Raw genomic sequence first — 13,067 nt, 5'->3', positions numbered from 1 at the left:
GCTCGGCGGCCGGTCGGCGCTCCTCGCCGGCGCCGGCGTCGGGGCCGGCCGGCGGGGCCGAGGTGGGCCGGTCGGCCCAGCCCCGGGAGAGCGACGGCGCCTCGCCCGGCGGCTGCTCGGGCGGGAAGCGGTCGGCCCGGCCGGCGGAGTGCGGCGTCTCGGCCGGCGGCTGCTCAGGCGGGAAGCGGTCGGCCCAGCCGCGGGACAGCGACGGGGCGGACTCGGCAGGCTCGGCGGTCGGGGCGTGGAAGCCGGGGGGCACCTCGAAACCGGAGGCCGCGGCGCCGACCGGCGGCACCTGGAGGGCCGGGGGCGCGGACGTCGGGCCGTTCTCCGCCCAGCGCGGGGTGCGCCCCGGCGGCGCGTCGTCGGAGGCGTGCCGGGACGCGGTGGACTCCGCCTCGGCGGTCGGCTGCTCGACCGCGGGCGCGGGCCGCTGGGCCGGCACGACCAGCCGGCCGCCGTCGGTCTCCCGGCGCGGCTCGTCCGCGGGCGGGGCACTGACCGGCGCCTGGCGGGTCACGGGCGACTCCTCCCCGGCGTGGTGCACGCCGTTGACGTGGCGGCCGTTGACCCGGCCCGGCGGCTCCTCGGCGGTCAGCCCGGGCAGGGGGGCGGGGAGGTCGCCGTGCCGGGGGGACGAGGCGCCCCAGCCGGTGAGGTCGGCGCGGGGCCAGCCGCCGGGCGCCGGCGCGCCCCGGGCCCAGCCGTTCGCCGGGGGCGCCCACCCGCTGCCGGCGCGGGCCAGGTCATCCTGCGGACCCGTGCCGTCGCCGTGCTCTCCCGGGGTGGCGGCTCCGGGTTGCCCTGATTCACTCACCGCGCGCTCCTTGGTCGCCCCCGCTGAGGCTACCGTGTGGTGACAGTGGCGATAAGTTACAGCGGCGGGCCAATTCCGGGACGGGTTCACGAACCCGGACCGGTTCGGGTGATAAGTGCCGGCTCGTACAGAGAAACTCGGAGGTTCCCATGACCGCTGTGGGGAACGGTGCGCAGACCGCCGGCCGGCCCACCCGCCTGCCCCGCTCGGCGCGGCGCAAGCAGCTGCTCGCCGCCGCCCAGGAGGTGTTCGTCGCGCAGGGCTACCACGCCGCCGCGATGGACGACATCGCCGAGCGGGCGGGTGTCTCCAAGCCCGTGCTCTACCAGCACTTCCCGGGCAAGATGGAGCTCTACCTGGCGCTGCTGGACACGCACTGCGACGCCATCGTGGCGAAGGTGCACGACGCCATGCGCGGCACCAACGACAACAAGGAGCGGGTCGGCGCCTCGGTGCGCGCATACTTCGACTTCGTCGACCACGAGAGCGAGGCGTTCCGGCTGGTCTTCGAGTCCGACCTGCGCAACGACCCGGCCGTCCGGCAGCGGGTCGAGCGGGTCGAGCAGGGCTGCATCGCCGCGATCACCGACACGATCATCTCGGACACCGGCGTGAGCCGGGCGCACGCCGAACTGCTCGCCTCCGGGCTGGTCGGCGCGGCCGAGACGGCCGCCCAGTTCTGGCTGGCCGGCGGCCGTCAGGTGCCCAAGGCCGAGGCCGAGGCGCTGGTCGCGGCCCTGTCCTGGCGGGGCATCGCCAGCTTCCCGCTGCAAGGTGAGTCAGCCTGAACATCGGGCCGCCAGATCGGATAGCCTTCCCAGGGTGGGCTTTTTCGCCCCAGTTGAGGAGGCACAGTGGAGGTCAAGATCGGCGTGCAGTACGCGCCGCGGGAGCTGGTCCTGGAGAGCGCGCAGTCGCCGGCCGAGATCGAGCAGATCGTGACCGACGCCGTCGCCAAGGGTGAGGGCACCCTCTCCCTGACCGACGAGAAGGGCCGGCGGGTCATCGTGCCGGTCTCGAAGGTCGCCTACGTCGAGATCGCGGAGGCCTCGCCCCGCGCGGTCGGGTTCACCGTCCGCTGATCCCGGCCGGCCCGCCTTCGCGGGCCGTCATCCCCAGCCGGCCCGTCGTGGCGGGGAAGCCCGTCACGGCGGTGCCCGGCCTCAGTTGTTCAGCCCCGCGGCGGTCATCCGCGCGGTGTGCGCGTCGGTCAGCCGGCGGAACAGCGCCGGCACGTCCACGCCCTCCCGGGAGATCAGCGCGGTCAGCGCGCCCCGGTCGGCGGCGGCCACCCGGCCGGCCTGGGAGAGCGCCTCGCCGACCAGCCGCCGGGCCCACATGGAGAGCCGGTTGGCCACCCGGGGATCGGCCTCGATGGCCGCCCGGATCTCGGCGGCGGCGAACTCGGCGTACCGGGAGTCGTGCAGCACGTCGAGGATCAGTCGCCGGTCCGGCCCGTCGAGGCCGTCGGCGATGGCGCGCAGGAAGTCGTCGCTGATGGCGTCGCCGACGTACGCCTTGGTCACCGCCTCCAGCCAGTCCTTCGGCTCGGTCGAGTCGTGGTAGCCCTGCAACGCGCCGACGTAGGGGGCCATGGCCTCGTCGGGCGTCACGCCGAGCGCGGTGATCCGGTCGGCGATCCACCGGTAGTGCGCGATCTCGGCGGCGGCCATCTCGCTCAGCGCGGCCCGGCGGCGCAGGTCGGGGGCGAGGCGGGCGTCGGCCGCCAGCCGGTCGAAGGCGAGCAGTTCGCCGTAGGCGACGAGGCCGAGCAGATCGGCCAGGGCGGGGTCGGGGGCGGACACGAGCGCAGGCTACCGCCCGGGCACAAGAACGGCCGTCCGGTGACCCAGGTCACACCGGTCACCCCCGGGCGCGGTGCGGTCACCCGGAATCAGGACGGCCCCGATGCGGTTCAGGTAGGATGACACAGTTGCCGTGGGCACCGATTCGTTCAGCTGAGCTGATCAGCACCGGTCCCCGGCGCGCGTGCGGCCCGGTCCGGCTCGGCGTCACCGCCCCCGACCGTGTGGCCCGCGCCATACCGTTCGCGCCCTGAGGACATGACGGGGCGCACCACGAGAGGGCACCCCCAAATCCATATGAGCGAGCAGACTCAAGGCCAGGTACTGGCCCCCACCGCTCCGGTCCGTCCGGAGGCTCCCACCTTCGCCGAGCTCGGCGCCCGCCAGGAGACCGTCGAGGCGCTGGCCGCCGCCGGCATCACCCGCGCCTTCGCCATCCAGGAATACGCGCTGCCGATCGGCCTGCGCGGCGTCGACCTGATCGGCCAGGCGCCGACCGGCACCGGCAAGACCCTCGGCTTCGGCATCCCGCTGCTGGAGCGCGTCTTCGCCCCCGCCGAGGGCGGCGACGGCGTGCCGCAGGCGCTGGTCGTCGTCCCCACCCGCGAGCTGGGCCTCCAGGTCGCCAAGGACCTCGCCGCCGCGGGCAGCACCCGGGGCGTCCGGGTGCTGCCGATCTACGGCGGCGTCGCGTACGAGCCGCAGATCGACGCGCTGCGCAAGGGCGTCGAGATCCTGGTCGGCACCCCCGGCCGGCTCCTCGACCTGGCCAAGCAGAAGCACCTCCGGCTCGACCGGGTGCACGCGCTGGTGCTCGACGAGGCCGACCGGATGCTCGACCTGGGCTTCCTGGACGACGTCGAGAAGATCCTGGCGATGCTGCCGGAGGACCGGCAGACCATGCTGTTCTCGGCCACCATGCCGGACCCGATCGTCGCCCTGTCCCGGCGCTTCCTGCGCCGGCCGGTGACGATTCACGCCGGGCACACCGCCGAGACCGGCCCGTCGCCGCAGACCCAGCAGCTGGTCTACCGCACGCACTCGATGAACAAGGTCGAGATCGTGGCGCGCATCCTCCAGGCGGAGGGTCGCGGGCTGACCATGATCTTCACCCGCACCAAGCGGGCCGCCGACCGGGTGGCCGAGGACCTCGACTTCCGCGGTTTCGCGGTCGCCGCCGTCCACGGCGACCTGGGCCAGGGGGCACGGGAGCGGGCGCTGCGGGCGTTCCGGGCCGGCAAGATCGACATCCTGGTCGCCACCGACGTGGCGGCCCGTGGGCTCGACGTCACCGGCGTCACCCACGTCATCAACTACGACTGCCCCGAGGACCAGGACACCTACACCCACCGGATCGGCCGCACCGGCCGGGCCGGGGCGTCCGGTGTCGCGGTGACCTTCGTCGACTGGGACGACATGCCCCGCTGGCGGATCATCGACAAGACCCTCGGGCTCGACATGCCGGAGCCCCCGGAGACCTACCACACCTCCGCGCACCTCTACACCGACCTGGACATCTCCCGGGACATCAGCGGCACCCTGCCGACCGCCGAGCGCACCCGCGCCGGCCTGTCGGCCGAGGTCGAGGAGGACCTGGGCGGTGGCCGGTCGCGGCGCGGCGAGCGTGGCTCGCGGCGCGGCGAGGGCCGCGGCGAGGGCCGGGGCGAGGGCCGGGGCCGGGAGCGCCGCCGGGGTCGCGAGGGCGACAGCGGGGCGGTACCCGGTGGCGAGGCGACCGAGGCGTCCGCCGAGGAGGGCACCCGCAGCCCGCGCCGCCGCCGGCGCCGCCGGGCCGGCGAGACGGTCGCCGGCGAGGCCACCGCGGTGATCTCCGCCGAGGGTGGCGCCGAGCCGGCCGTGCCGGCCGCCGAGGGCGAGTCCGCCGCCAAGCCGCGCCGCCGCCGGCGCCGCCGTGGTGGCGGTGGTGGGGGCACCGGCACGCCGGCCGAGGCGACCGCCGACTGACCCGCGAGACATCCGACGTCCCCCGTACCGGTCACCCGGTGCGGGGGACGTCCCCGTTCCACCCGCCCCAGCCCGAGGAAGAGGAAGCCATGCCGGAACCGCTGGACGCCGCGCTGAGCGAGGTGCGGGCGCTGCTGCTCGACCCCGCCCTGACCCGGGCGGTCGCCGCCGGGCGTCGGCGCGGCCAGCGCCCCTCGGTGGTCCGCGCCGAGCTGCGTCCGGTCACCCTCAAGGGCGGCACCCGACTCCAGATCTCCACCTCCGACGGGGCCCGGCCGTACACCCGGAACGTGGCCCCGGGCGCGGAGGCCGGCACGGCGGTCGACGCGCTGCTCGCCGAGCCCTTCGGCAACTGGCACGTGGAGACCGCCGACAGCACGCTCCAGCTCCGGGTGACCAAGTCGGGCGAGGCGCAGGTGCACCGGGCCTCGGCGAGCCGGCCGGCGCCGGAGCCGGGCGGCCACGACCGGGCCAAGGACTGGCTGCTCGACCCCGGCGACCCGATCTTCGCCGAGATCGGCGGCTCGGCGGCCAAGCGCCGCCAGGTGGACGCGTTCCTCCGCGCGCTGGCCGCCACCCTTCCCGACGACCTCACCGGGCCGCTGCGCGTGGTGGACCTGGGCTGCGGCAACGCCTACCTGACGTTCGCGGCCCACCGCTATCTCTCCCAGCGCGGGCTGGACGTGACGCTGGTCGGGGTGGACGTCCGCGAGGACCAGCGTCGGCGCAACACCGAGCTGGCCGAGCGGCTGGGCTGGGCCGACCGGGTGAGCTTCGTAGCCGGCAGCATCGCCGAGGCGCGGGTCGACCCTGCCCCGGACCTGGTGCTCGCGCTGCACGCCTGCGACACCGCGACCGACGAGGCGCTGGCCCGCGCGCTGCGTTGGGGCGCCCGCTGGGTGCTCGCCGCACCGTGCTGCCACCACGACGTGGCCGCCCAGCTCCGGGCCCGCCCCGCGCCGGCGCCGTACGAGCTGCTCACCCGGCAGGGCATCCTGCGCGAGCGGTTCGCCGACGTGCTCACCGACGCGCTGCGCGCCGGCCTGCTCCGGCTGCACGGCTACCGCACCGAGGTGGTGGAGTTCGTCGACTCCCGGCACACCCCGCGCAACCTGCTGATCCGGGCCCGGCGCACCGGCAGCGCGCCGACCGACGACCAGCGCGCCGAGTATCGCGAGCTGGTCGACCAGTGGGGCGTCACGCCCCGGCTGGCGACGCTGCTCGCCGACCGCCCCTAGCGGCGGCGGTCGCCCCGGTTGCGCTCGCCCCGTTCGAACGCGGCCACCCGCTCGCCGGGCCCCCGGTTAGTGGCGCGGTCGGTCTCCTGCGACGCGGTCGGGAACGGCACCACCTTCGCCGACTCGTCGGCGTTGCCGACGGCGGCGAACGCGTTCCACGAGATGTCGACCAGCAGCCGCTTGAGTTCGGCGTGCCGGGCGGCGGCGCTGCGCTGGAGCGCCATCCGGGCGCCCAGCACCACGCCGACGAGCGTCGTGCTGACGGCGCCGGCCGCGGCGATCAGGTGCACGCCGGTCGCCGGATCGCCGTGCACGGCCAGCACCAGCAGCCAGATCCAGAAGCCGAGGGCGAAGACGCCGGCCTTGGCCACGAAGAAGAGGCTCACCGCTCCGGGGCGGTGGGGCACGGGACGGTCCGGCTCGGCCATGCTGCTCCTCGACATCTGATCGCTGCTCCCGGCGGTCCGTCGAGTTTAGTTGACAGTTAACAACTGTCGATGCCCCGAGGTGGTCCCGCCCACGGGACCTTCCGACCGATCAGTCAGTTACTTATCCCTACCGGCGTACTAGGCTCGGTGCCCAGAGTCGGGTGCTCCGGCGGAAAGGGACAGACCCCGGGGGATGGCTTCCGCAGAGGTTTCGCCGCAGATGGCCTTCGCGCGTTTCGTGCGTCGCGCCATCGATGACGCCCGCGAGGAGCGCGGCTGGACGGTGACCGATCTCGCCACGCACACCGGCGTGGGGCGGTCGACCGTGTTCCGGTGGCTGGCCGGCGACTGGCAGGACTACCCCGAGCTGGCCAAGGTGCGCGGCTTCTGCGCCGCCCTCGACCTGCCGGTGGCGGCCGCCTTCCGCGCGCTGGGCCTGCCCGACGCCGGCCCGGTGCCACGCCGCCGCGCCGAGGACGGGCCGGTGGAGGCCGACGTGCGGGTGATCCTGGAGCGGCTGGCCGACCCGAACGTCCCCGCCGAGGAGAAGCACCACATCCGCGATCTGCTCCGCTACCTGGCCCGCCGCCCGGTCCGCCGGGCGGGCTGACCAGCGGCTCAGGCCACCGACACGGTGAACGCGGCCGTGCGCACCACGCCGCCCACCTGGAAGTCCAGGAACATCCGGTAGCGGCCCGGCCCGGGCGCGGTCAGCCAGAAGGTCACCTCGTCGCCGTCGCGCACCGGCTCGGGATGCACGTGCAGGTAGCCGAGGTCGCCCTCGCGGAGCGCGACCAGGTGGCCGTACGCGCCGAGGTAGGGCTCCAGCGGCGCGGCCGCGCCGTCGGGGCCGGTGACCCGGAACCGCAACGGCACCGACTGCCCGACGGCCGGGGTGCCCGTGTAGCCGGCGGTGAACCCGTCGACCGTGGTCGAGGTGGCGGGGGCGGGCAGCGGCCGGGGCGCGTACCGGCCGGGCGCGGCCAGGTCGGCGCCGAGGATCACCGCGGTCTGCCGGCCGTCGTCGGCGACCGCGGTGAAGTCCGCGTACGCCCGCCAGGCGCCCGGCTCGGCCAGGGTCAGCGGCACCGACCAGGTGCCGTCGGCGGCCATGGTCGGGTGCAGGTGCTGGTAGCCGGTGAGGTCGCGCCGCACCACGATGAGGTGCATCGGCTTGTCGTGCACGACGGCGAACCGGGTGACTGCCCGCCGCCGCTCGTCCCTGATCTGGAACCGCAGCTCACCGGCCCGGCCGGGGGCGAACTCCACGGCCGACGGGGCGAGCGTGTAGCCGGCCGAGCTGATCGACAGGCCGGCCGCGTCCGTGTCGCCGCCCTGGGTGACGGTGGCCCCGCCGTGCGCGTGCGCCCCGGTGCCGGGGGCGTGGGTGTGCTCGCCGGTCACCGGGAGGGCCCCGGTGCGGGCCGGGTTCGGCGGTGGGTTCAGCCGGCCGAGACCGAAGCCCAGCAGCACGGCCAGCACCAGCCCGCCCACCGTCAGGGCGAGCCGCAGCGTCGCCCGGTCCACCTCGACGGGCCCGGACGGCGGCGCGTCCGGCCGCGGCTCCGTCAGGTCGGGGCCGGGCGGCGCGTCGGGGCCGGCGAGGGGCGGTGACTCAGGCAACGCCGGAGGCCAACTCGTAGCCCGCCTCGTCGACGGCGGCGCGGACGGTCTCGACGGGCAGCGGGGCGGCGCTCGTGACCGTGGCCGTGCCCGCGGCGAGGTCGATCCGGACCTCGTCGACGCCCGGCAGGGCGGACAGCTCCTCGGTGACCGCCCGGACGCAGTGTTCGCAGGTCATGCCGGTGACGGCGTACGTCTGGACCACGGGTCGCTGCTCGGTCATGGGCCCACGGTACCGCCGGCAGGGGGCCGGCCGACCGACGGTCCACCGACGGTGGCGACGCTCGCATTCCCGGAGCGGCCGGAACTTTCCGGGCCTGCGGAGCGACGGTTCAGCCGGCCACCGCGAGGGCCAGCGGCAGCACGTCGGGCGCGCCGGCCCGGCGCAGCAGCCGGGCCACCATGCTCATGGTCCACCCCGAGTCGACCAGGTCGTCGACGAGCAGCACCGGCCCGTCCAGCCCGGCCAGCGCGTCGGCGAGGTCGCCGGGCACCGCGAACGCGTCGTGCAGCGCGCGTACCCGCTGGGCGCTGTTGCCACGCGGCCCGCCGGCCCCGGCCGGGCCGGTCGGGACGACCCGGCCGAGCAGCGGCAGCCGGCCCACCGCGGCGATCCGCTCGGCGAGCGAGTCGACCAGCAGCGGCCGGCTGCGGGAGCCGACCGCGACCACGCCGACCGGGCGGCGCGGCCACGGGTCGTCGCCGTGCGCCCACGCCTTCAGCACCTCGACCACCGCCGCCGCCACGTCGTCGGGGACCGGGCCGTCCGCCGCGTCGGGCCCGACCAGGCCGCGCAGCCGCCCGCCCCAGCCCAGGTCGGACAGCCGTCCCACGGCCCGCCCGGGCAGCGCCTGCTCCGCCGGGGAAATGCGCCCCTTCAGAGGTACGCCGACCGCCTCCAGCCCGGTCGGCCAGAGCTTCTTCGGCGCGACCTCCACGCCGGGGCGGCCGAGGAAGGTCTGCGCGGCGGTGAGCGCGGCATCGGAGACCTCGGGGGCGAACAGCGGGGCGGCGCAGTTGTCGCACCGGCCGCAGTCCCCCGCCCCGGTGTCGTCCAGGCACTCCCGCAGGTAGCGCATCCGGCAGCCGGGCGTGGCCGCGTACTCCCGCATGGCCTGCTGCTCGGCGGTGCGCGCCTGGGCGACGCGGCGCAACCGGGCCTCGTCGTAGACCCAGGGCTCGCCGGTGGCGAGCCAGCCGCCGCGCACCCGGCGGACCGCGCCGTCCACGTCGAGCACCTTGAGCATCAACTCCAGCCGGGCCCGGCGCAGGTCGACCACCGGTTCGAGGGCCTGGGTGGAGATCGGCCGCGCGGTGTCCAGGGCGGCGAGCACGGCCCGGACCTGCTCCTCGGGCGGGAAGGCGAGCGAGGCGAAGTAGCGCCAGATCGCCGCGTCCTCGACGCCGGGCAGCAGCAGCACCTCGGCGTGCTCGACGGCCCGGCCGGCGCGGCCGACCTGCTGGTAGTAGGCGATCGGCGAGGGCGGCGCGCCCAGGTGCACCACGAAGCCGAGGTCGGGCTTGTCGAAGCCCATGCCGAGCGCGCTGGTGGCCACGAGCGCCTTGATCTTGTTGTCCAGCAGGTCCTGCTCGGCGGCCCGCCGGTCGGCGTCCTCGGCCTGCCCGGTGTAGGCGGCCACCGACCAGCCCCGGGCGCGGAGGAACTCCGCGGTCTCGCCGGCCGCCGCCACGGTCAGCGTGTAGATGATCCCGGAGCCGGGAAGCTGGTCCAGGTGGTCGGCGAGCCAGCCCAGCCGGTGCGCCGGGCTCGGCAGGTCCAGCACGCCGAGCCGCAGCGACTCCCGGTCGAGGGTGCCGCGCAGCACGAGGGCGTCGCCGAGTTGCTCGGCGACGTCCTGCGTGACCCGGGCGTTGGCGGTGGCCGTGGTGGCGAGCACCGGGGTGCGCTCGGGCAGGTTGGCGAGGAAGGTGCGCAGCCGCCGGTAGTCGGGGCGGAAGTCGTGCCCCCAGTCGGAGACGCAGTGCGCCTCGTCCACCACCAGAAGCCCCGTGGTGGCGGCCAGCTTCGGCAGCACGCCGTCGCGGAAGTCGGGGTTGTTGAGGCGTTCCGGGCTGATCAGCAGCACGTCCACCGCCCCGGCGTGGACCTCGGCGGTGATCTCGTCCCACTCGTCCAGGTTGGCCGAGTTGATGGTGCGGGCCCGGATGCCGGCCCGGGCCGCCGACTCGACCTGGTTGCGCATGAGCGCCAGCAGCGGCGAGACGATCACCGTGGGGCCGTGCTCGCCGCCCTCGCGGAGCAGCGCGGTGGCCACGAAGTAGACGGCCGACTTGCCCCAGCCGGTGCGCTGCACGCAGAGCACCCGCCGCCGGTCGACCACCAGCGCCTCGATGGCCCGCCACTGGTCCTCGCGGAGCCGGGCGTGCTCACCCGCCAGCCGCCGCAGCACCGCCTCGGCACGCTCCCGGACGGCCATCCGATCCTGACTCATCCGGCATTTCTACCAGGCGACCCGCCGGCGGTCCGAGTCACGCGGGCCGGGCGGGTGGCGGCTCGGGCGGCAGGAAGAGCAGCACGTCCCGCAGCAGTTCGGCCGCCGGGGGCGGCAGGTGGCACCGCCCGGCCAGCTCCTCCAGCGACCCGTACGGGCCACGCAGCCAGCGGTCGACCGCGATCTGGCGGCACTGGTCGGCGGTCAGCCCCGGCAGCGTCGCGAGCACCGGCTCGGGCACCGCGTTGACGTCGACCAGGCCGCCGTCGTCGTAGCCGCGCAGCAGGTCCGGGCGGCCGATGCGCAGCTCGACCCGGGCGGCCGGGTAGTGGTGCAGCAGGTAGCGGGCCTGCTCCCGGCGCAGCCGCCGCTGCTCGTCGGTGCGCTGACGGCCGGTCCAGAACAGCCCGCCGATGGCCCCCCAGAGGGTGGGGTTGAGCAGCACCACGTGCGCCGAGCCGAGCAGCCAGCAGATGCCCATCACGACGATGAGGTACAGGGCCTCCCCGTCGCTCATCTCCTCGTTCTCCGGGCTGTTGATCGCGAGGACCAACATGCTGAGGACGAGCAGGAAGTAGCCGATGCCGGCCAGGGCCAGCCGCCAGCTACGCCGCCACAGCGCGTACCCGAGGACCACCGCCCAGGTGAGCGAGCCGAACGACACCAGGGCGGTGGCCGTGCCGACGACGGTCGCGGCGAGCCGGACCCACCCGGGCGCCCGGCGTTCCGTCGAGGCCCCGGCCGGCCGGTTCATGGCGGCCAGGAGGGCGTGCGGAATCGGGGCCATCGGCGCGGCGCCCCAGCCCGGCGAGGCCGGCGGGAGCGGCGCCGGAGCGGGAGCCGGCCCGTCGGTGTCCACCGTCGGGACGGGCGCCGGCCGGACGGCGGCCGCTTCCGGCGCGGCGGCGTCGCCGGACCGGGGCGCCGGCACCGCCTCCGGGGCGGGCGGGAGCAGGGTCGGGTCGGAGCGGAGGATGCGCCGGTGCAGGTCCTGGAGCGCCTCGCCAGGCTCGATGCCGTACTCCTCGCGGAGCAGGTCGGCGAAGTCCCGGTAGGCGGCCAGCGCCTCGGCCTGCCGCCCGCCGCGGTGCAGCGCCAACATGAGCTGGTGGCGCAGCCGTTCCCGGACCGGGAACTCGGCCACCAGCTCGACCAGCCGGCCGACCAGCTCGCCGTGCCGGCCGCCGGCCAGCTCCAGCTCGGTACGCGTCTCCAGCGCGACGGCCCGCAGCTCGACCAGCCGGTGCCGGGCGGCGTCGAAGTACGGGCCGGTGAACCCGGTGAACGGCTCCCCCTGCCACCGCTCCAGGGCGGCGGTCACCTCGGCCAGCGCATCCTCGGTACGCCCCGCCTCGTGCCACTGCCGGGCCAACCGCACCCCCCGCTCGAAGTGGACCGCGTCGACGGCCTCCGGCGGGACCCGCAGCAGGTATCCGGCGTCGGTGAGGGTGAGCACCTGGGCCGGCGTCCGCGGCGACCGGTCGGGTTCGAGCACCCGGCGCAGCCCGGCCACGTACTTCTGCACCACGTTCGGGCCGTTCGCCGGGGGCTCCTCGGGCCACACCGCGTCGACGATCTGCCCGGTGGGTACGGGACGGCCCGCGGCGAGCAGCAGCACGGCCAGCACGGCCCGCTGCTTGCCGGGGCCGAGGTCGAGCGGGCGGTCCGCGTACCAGGCCCGTTGCGGGCCCAGGACCTCGAAGCGCAATGCCTCTGACATGCGAGTTTCCGCTCCTGTACCCCCCGGTCGCCCGCCGCGGCGGCCCACGGCAGTCGGACGGCAGCATAACGGCAGCGGGACGGCCGTGGCGGCCTGCGAGGATGCCCGTGCAACAGCCACCTGGGAAAGTGAGTCAAACGAGATGACGCAGCGTACCGGCACCGCCGCGACGTTCCGGCGGGTCGCGGCCCTCGCGACCGCCGTGCTGGCCGCCACCGCCCTGTCCGCGGGATGCGGCACCGGCGGAAGCACCGGATCCGGATCCAGCCCCACCGCGTCCCCGTCGGCCGACCCGAAGGCCGCGCTCCTGGCCGCCGTGCCGGACGAGAAGGACCCGGCCTTCCGCTTCTCCACGCTGGACGGCACCGACAAGTTCGTCGGCGTGGTGGACCCGGCCGCGCACGCCATGGAGCTGGGGATGACGCAGAAGAACGAGGACCCCGAGTTCACCATGGCCATGACGTTCCGGGTGATCGACGAGGACCTCTGGATGAAGGTCAAGCTGACCGGCATCCCCGGCCTGCACGACATGCTGAAGCTGCCGAAGCGCTGGATGGCGCTGGACCGGACCAAGCTCGACGACGCGTCGGAGGCGCCGGTCTACCAGAACGCCGACCCGGCGAACACCGCCGCGATCATCCGGACGGCGGACACGGTGGCGGACAAGGGCAACGGGACGTACACCGGCGTCGCCGACCTGACTGCCAACGCCGACGTGCAGAGCGCCTTCGACGGGGTGGACGTGGCGGCGCTGGGCGAGGCGGCGAAGAAGGTGCCGTTCACCGCGGTGGTCGGGCCGGACGGCAACCTCGCCTCGCTGACGCTGGACATCCCGGCCGCCGGCAAGCAGAAGGCCATGAAGCTGGTCACCCGGTACTACGACTTCGGCAAGGCGCCGAAGCTCACCGCGCCCGCCGGTGACCAGGTGCAGAAGGCGCCCGCGTCGGCTTACGAGGTGCTGAACGGCTGACCGTGACGTGAAGAGGGGCGGCGGCCGCACGGGGGGCCGCCGCCC

12 protein-coding genes and 1 pseudogene are annotated in these 13,067 nt (G+C 75.5%); 6 read left to right on the top strand and 7 right to left on the bottom strand.

Annotated elements, in window-relative coordinates:
* Nucleotides 1-820, bottom strand: a pseudogene (locus tag ABZV78_RS12405) (hypothetical protein); the annotation flags it as partial.
* Between the two features lie 149 nt (nucleotides 821-969).
* Here ABZV78_RS12405 and ABZV78_RS12400 point away from each other — a divergent pair.
* Both ABZV78_RS12400 and ABZV78_RS12395 read left to right on the top strand, forming a co-directional pair.
* On the top strand, nucleotides 970-1,608 hold the full coding sequence (locus tag ABZV78_RS12400) for a TetR/AcrR family transcriptional regulator (RefSeq protein ID WP_074472473.1): 639 nt from the start codon (nucleotides 970-972) through the stop codon (nucleotides 1,606-1,608).
* A gap of 66 nt (nucleotides 1,609-1,674) precedes the next feature.
* The gene (locus tag ABZV78_RS12395; RefSeq protein WP_091262888.1) at nucleotides 1,675-1,902 is read left to right on the top strand and encodes a DUF3107 domain-containing protein; all 228 of its coding nucleotides are present in this window, start codon (nucleotides 1,675-1,677) and stop codon (nucleotides 1,900-1,902) included.
* A gap of 81 nt (nucleotides 1,903-1,983) precedes the next feature.
* Here ABZV78_RS12395 and ABZV78_RS12390 read toward each other — a convergent pair whose 3' ends face one another.
* Nucleotides 1,984-2,625 carry a ferritin-like fold-containing protein gene (locus tag ABZV78_RS12390; RefSeq protein WP_355637974.1) on the bottom strand — a complete coding sequence of 214 codons (642 nt, stop codon included), beginning with the start codon at nucleotides 2,623-2,625 and terminating at the stop codon, nucleotides 1,984-1,986.
* Nucleotides 2,626-2,922: 297 nt separating this feature from the next.
* Here ABZV78_RS12390 and ABZV78_RS12385 point away from each other — a divergent pair, with 297 nt between their 5' ends.
* Together ABZV78_RS12385 and ABZV78_RS12380 are read left to right on the top strand one after the other, a co-directional pair.
* Nucleotides 2,923-4,590 (top strand): DEAD/DEAH box helicase, encoded by a 1,668-nt coding sequence (locus tag ABZV78_RS12385; RefSeq protein ID WP_355637972.1) that lies wholly within the window; start codon nucleotides 2,923-2,925, stop codon nucleotides 4,588-4,590.
* A gap of 89 nt (nucleotides 4,591-4,679) precedes the next feature.
* A complete protein-coding gene (locus ABZV78_RS12380; protein WP_355637970.1) occupies nucleotides 4,680-5,828 on the top strand; it encodes an SAM-dependent methyltransferase in 1,149 nt (382 codons plus the stop codon).
* On the opposite strand, the gene ABZV78_RS12375 is transcribed toward ABZV78_RS12380, so the two are convergent.
* The gene (locus ABZV78_RS12375; protein WP_355637969.1) at nucleotides 5,825-6,271 is read right to left on the bottom strand and encodes a hypothetical protein; all 447 of its coding nucleotides are present in this window, start codon (nucleotides 6,269-6,271) and stop codon (nucleotides 5,825-5,827) included. The genes ABZV78_RS12380 and ABZV78_RS12375 overlap by 4 nt on opposite strands.
* A 178-nt stretch (nucleotides 6,272-6,449) precedes the next feature.
* Here ABZV78_RS12375 and ABZV78_RS12370 point away from each other — a divergent pair, with 178 nt between their 5' ends.
* On the top strand, nucleotides 6,450-6,866 hold the full coding sequence (locus ABZV78_RS12370) for a helix-turn-helix domain-containing protein (RefSeq protein WP_355637967.1): 417 nt from the start codon (nucleotides 6,450-6,452) through the stop codon (nucleotides 6,864-6,866).
* Nucleotides 6,867-6,874: 8 nt separating this feature from the next.
* On the opposite strand, the gene ABZV78_RS12365 is transcribed toward ABZV78_RS12370, so the two are convergent.
* The 4 genes from ABZV78_RS12365 to ABZV78_RS12350 all read right to left on the bottom strand — a co-directional run bounded on the left by ABZV78_RS12365 (nucleotide 6,875) and on the right by ABZV78_RS12350 (nucleotide 12,052).
* Nucleotides 6,875-7,828, bottom strand: coding sequence for a hypothetical protein (locus tag ABZV78_RS12365; protein ID WP_355637980.1), 954 nt, complete (start codon nucleotides 7,826-7,828; stop codon nucleotides 6,875-6,877).
* Between the two features lie 43 nt (nucleotides 7,829-7,871).
* Nucleotides 7,872-8,102 carry a heavy metal-associated domain-containing protein gene (locus ABZV78_RS12360; RefSeq protein ID WP_355637966.1) on the bottom strand — a complete coding sequence of 77 codons (231 nt, stop codon included), beginning with the start codon at nucleotides 8,100-8,102 and terminating at the stop codon, nucleotides 7,872-7,874.
* Nucleotides 8,103-8,211: 109 nt separating this feature from the next.
* Nucleotides 8,212-10,332, bottom strand: coding sequence for a RecQ family ATP-dependent DNA helicase (locus ABZV78_RS12355; protein ID WP_355637964.1), 2,121 nt, complete (start codon nucleotides 10,330-10,332; stop codon nucleotides 8,212-8,214).
* Nucleotides 10,333-10,369: 37 nt separating this feature from the next.
* A complete protein-coding gene (locus ABZV78_RS12350) occupies nucleotides 10,370-12,052 on the bottom strand; it encodes a BTAD domain-containing putative transcriptional regulator (RefSeq protein ID WP_355637962.1) in 1,683 nt (560 codons plus the stop codon).
* A 142-nt stretch (nucleotides 12,053-12,194) separates the two neighbouring features.
* Between ABZV78_RS12350 and ABZV78_RS12345 the strand changes: the two genes are divergently transcribed.
* Nucleotides 12,195-13,022 carry a hypothetical protein gene (locus tag ABZV78_RS12345; protein ID WP_355637960.1) on the top strand — a complete coding sequence of 276 codons (828 nt, stop codon included), beginning with the start codon at nucleotides 12,195-12,197 and terminating at the stop codon, nucleotides 13,020-13,022.
* Nucleotides 13,023-13,067 lie beyond the last annotated feature (45 nt).

The organism is Micromonospora sp. NPDC004540, assembly GCF_040610095.1.
Taxonomy (GTDB): domain Bacteria; phylum Actinomycetota; class Actinomycetes; order Mycobacteriales; family Micromonosporaceae; genus Micromonospora.
The sequence above is the reverse complement of the archived record's forward strand: the minus strand, read 5'-3'. Positions and strand labels throughout refer to the sequence as shown.

Excerpts from the sequence above, each read along its gene's own strand:
- ABZV78_RS12400 (WP_074472473.1), top strand. The coding sequence starts at position 970 with ATGACCGCTGTGGGGAACGGTGCGCAGACCGCCGGCCGGCCCACCCGC.
- ABZV78_RS12385 (WP_355637972.1), top strand. The coding sequence starts at position 2,923 with ATGAGCGAGCAGACTCAAGGCCAGGTACTGGCCCCCACCGCTCCGGTC.
- ABZV78_RS12380 (WP_355637970.1), top strand. The coding sequence starts at position 4,680 with ATGCCGGAACCGCTGGACGCCGCGCTGAGCGAGGTGCGGGCGCTGCTG.
- ABZV78_RS12375 (WP_355637969.1), bottom strand. The coding sequence starts at position 6,271 with ATGTCGAGGAGCAGCATGGCCGAGCCGGACCGTCCCGTGCCCCACCGC.
- ABZV78_RS12370 (WP_355637967.1), top strand. The coding sequence starts at position 6,450 with ATGGCTTCCGCAGAGGTTTCGCCGCAGATGGCCTTCGCGCGTTTCGTG.
- ABZV78_RS12360 (WP_355637966.1), bottom strand. The coding sequence starts at position 8,102 with ATGACCGAGCAGCGACCCGTGGTCCAGACGTACGCCGTCACCGGCATG.
- ABZV78_RS12355 (WP_355637964.1), bottom strand. The coding sequence starts at position 10,332 with ATGAGTCAGGATCGGATGGCCGTCCGGGAGCGTGCCGAGGCGGTGCTG.
- ABZV78_RS12350 (WP_355637962.1), bottom strand. The coding sequence starts at position 12,052 with ATGTCAGAGGCATTGCGCTTCGAGGTCCTGGGCCCGCAACGGGCCTGG.
- ABZV78_RS12345 (WP_355637960.1), top strand. The coding sequence starts at position 12,195 with ATGACGCAGCGTACCGGCACCGCCGCGACGTTCCGGCGGGTCGCGGCC.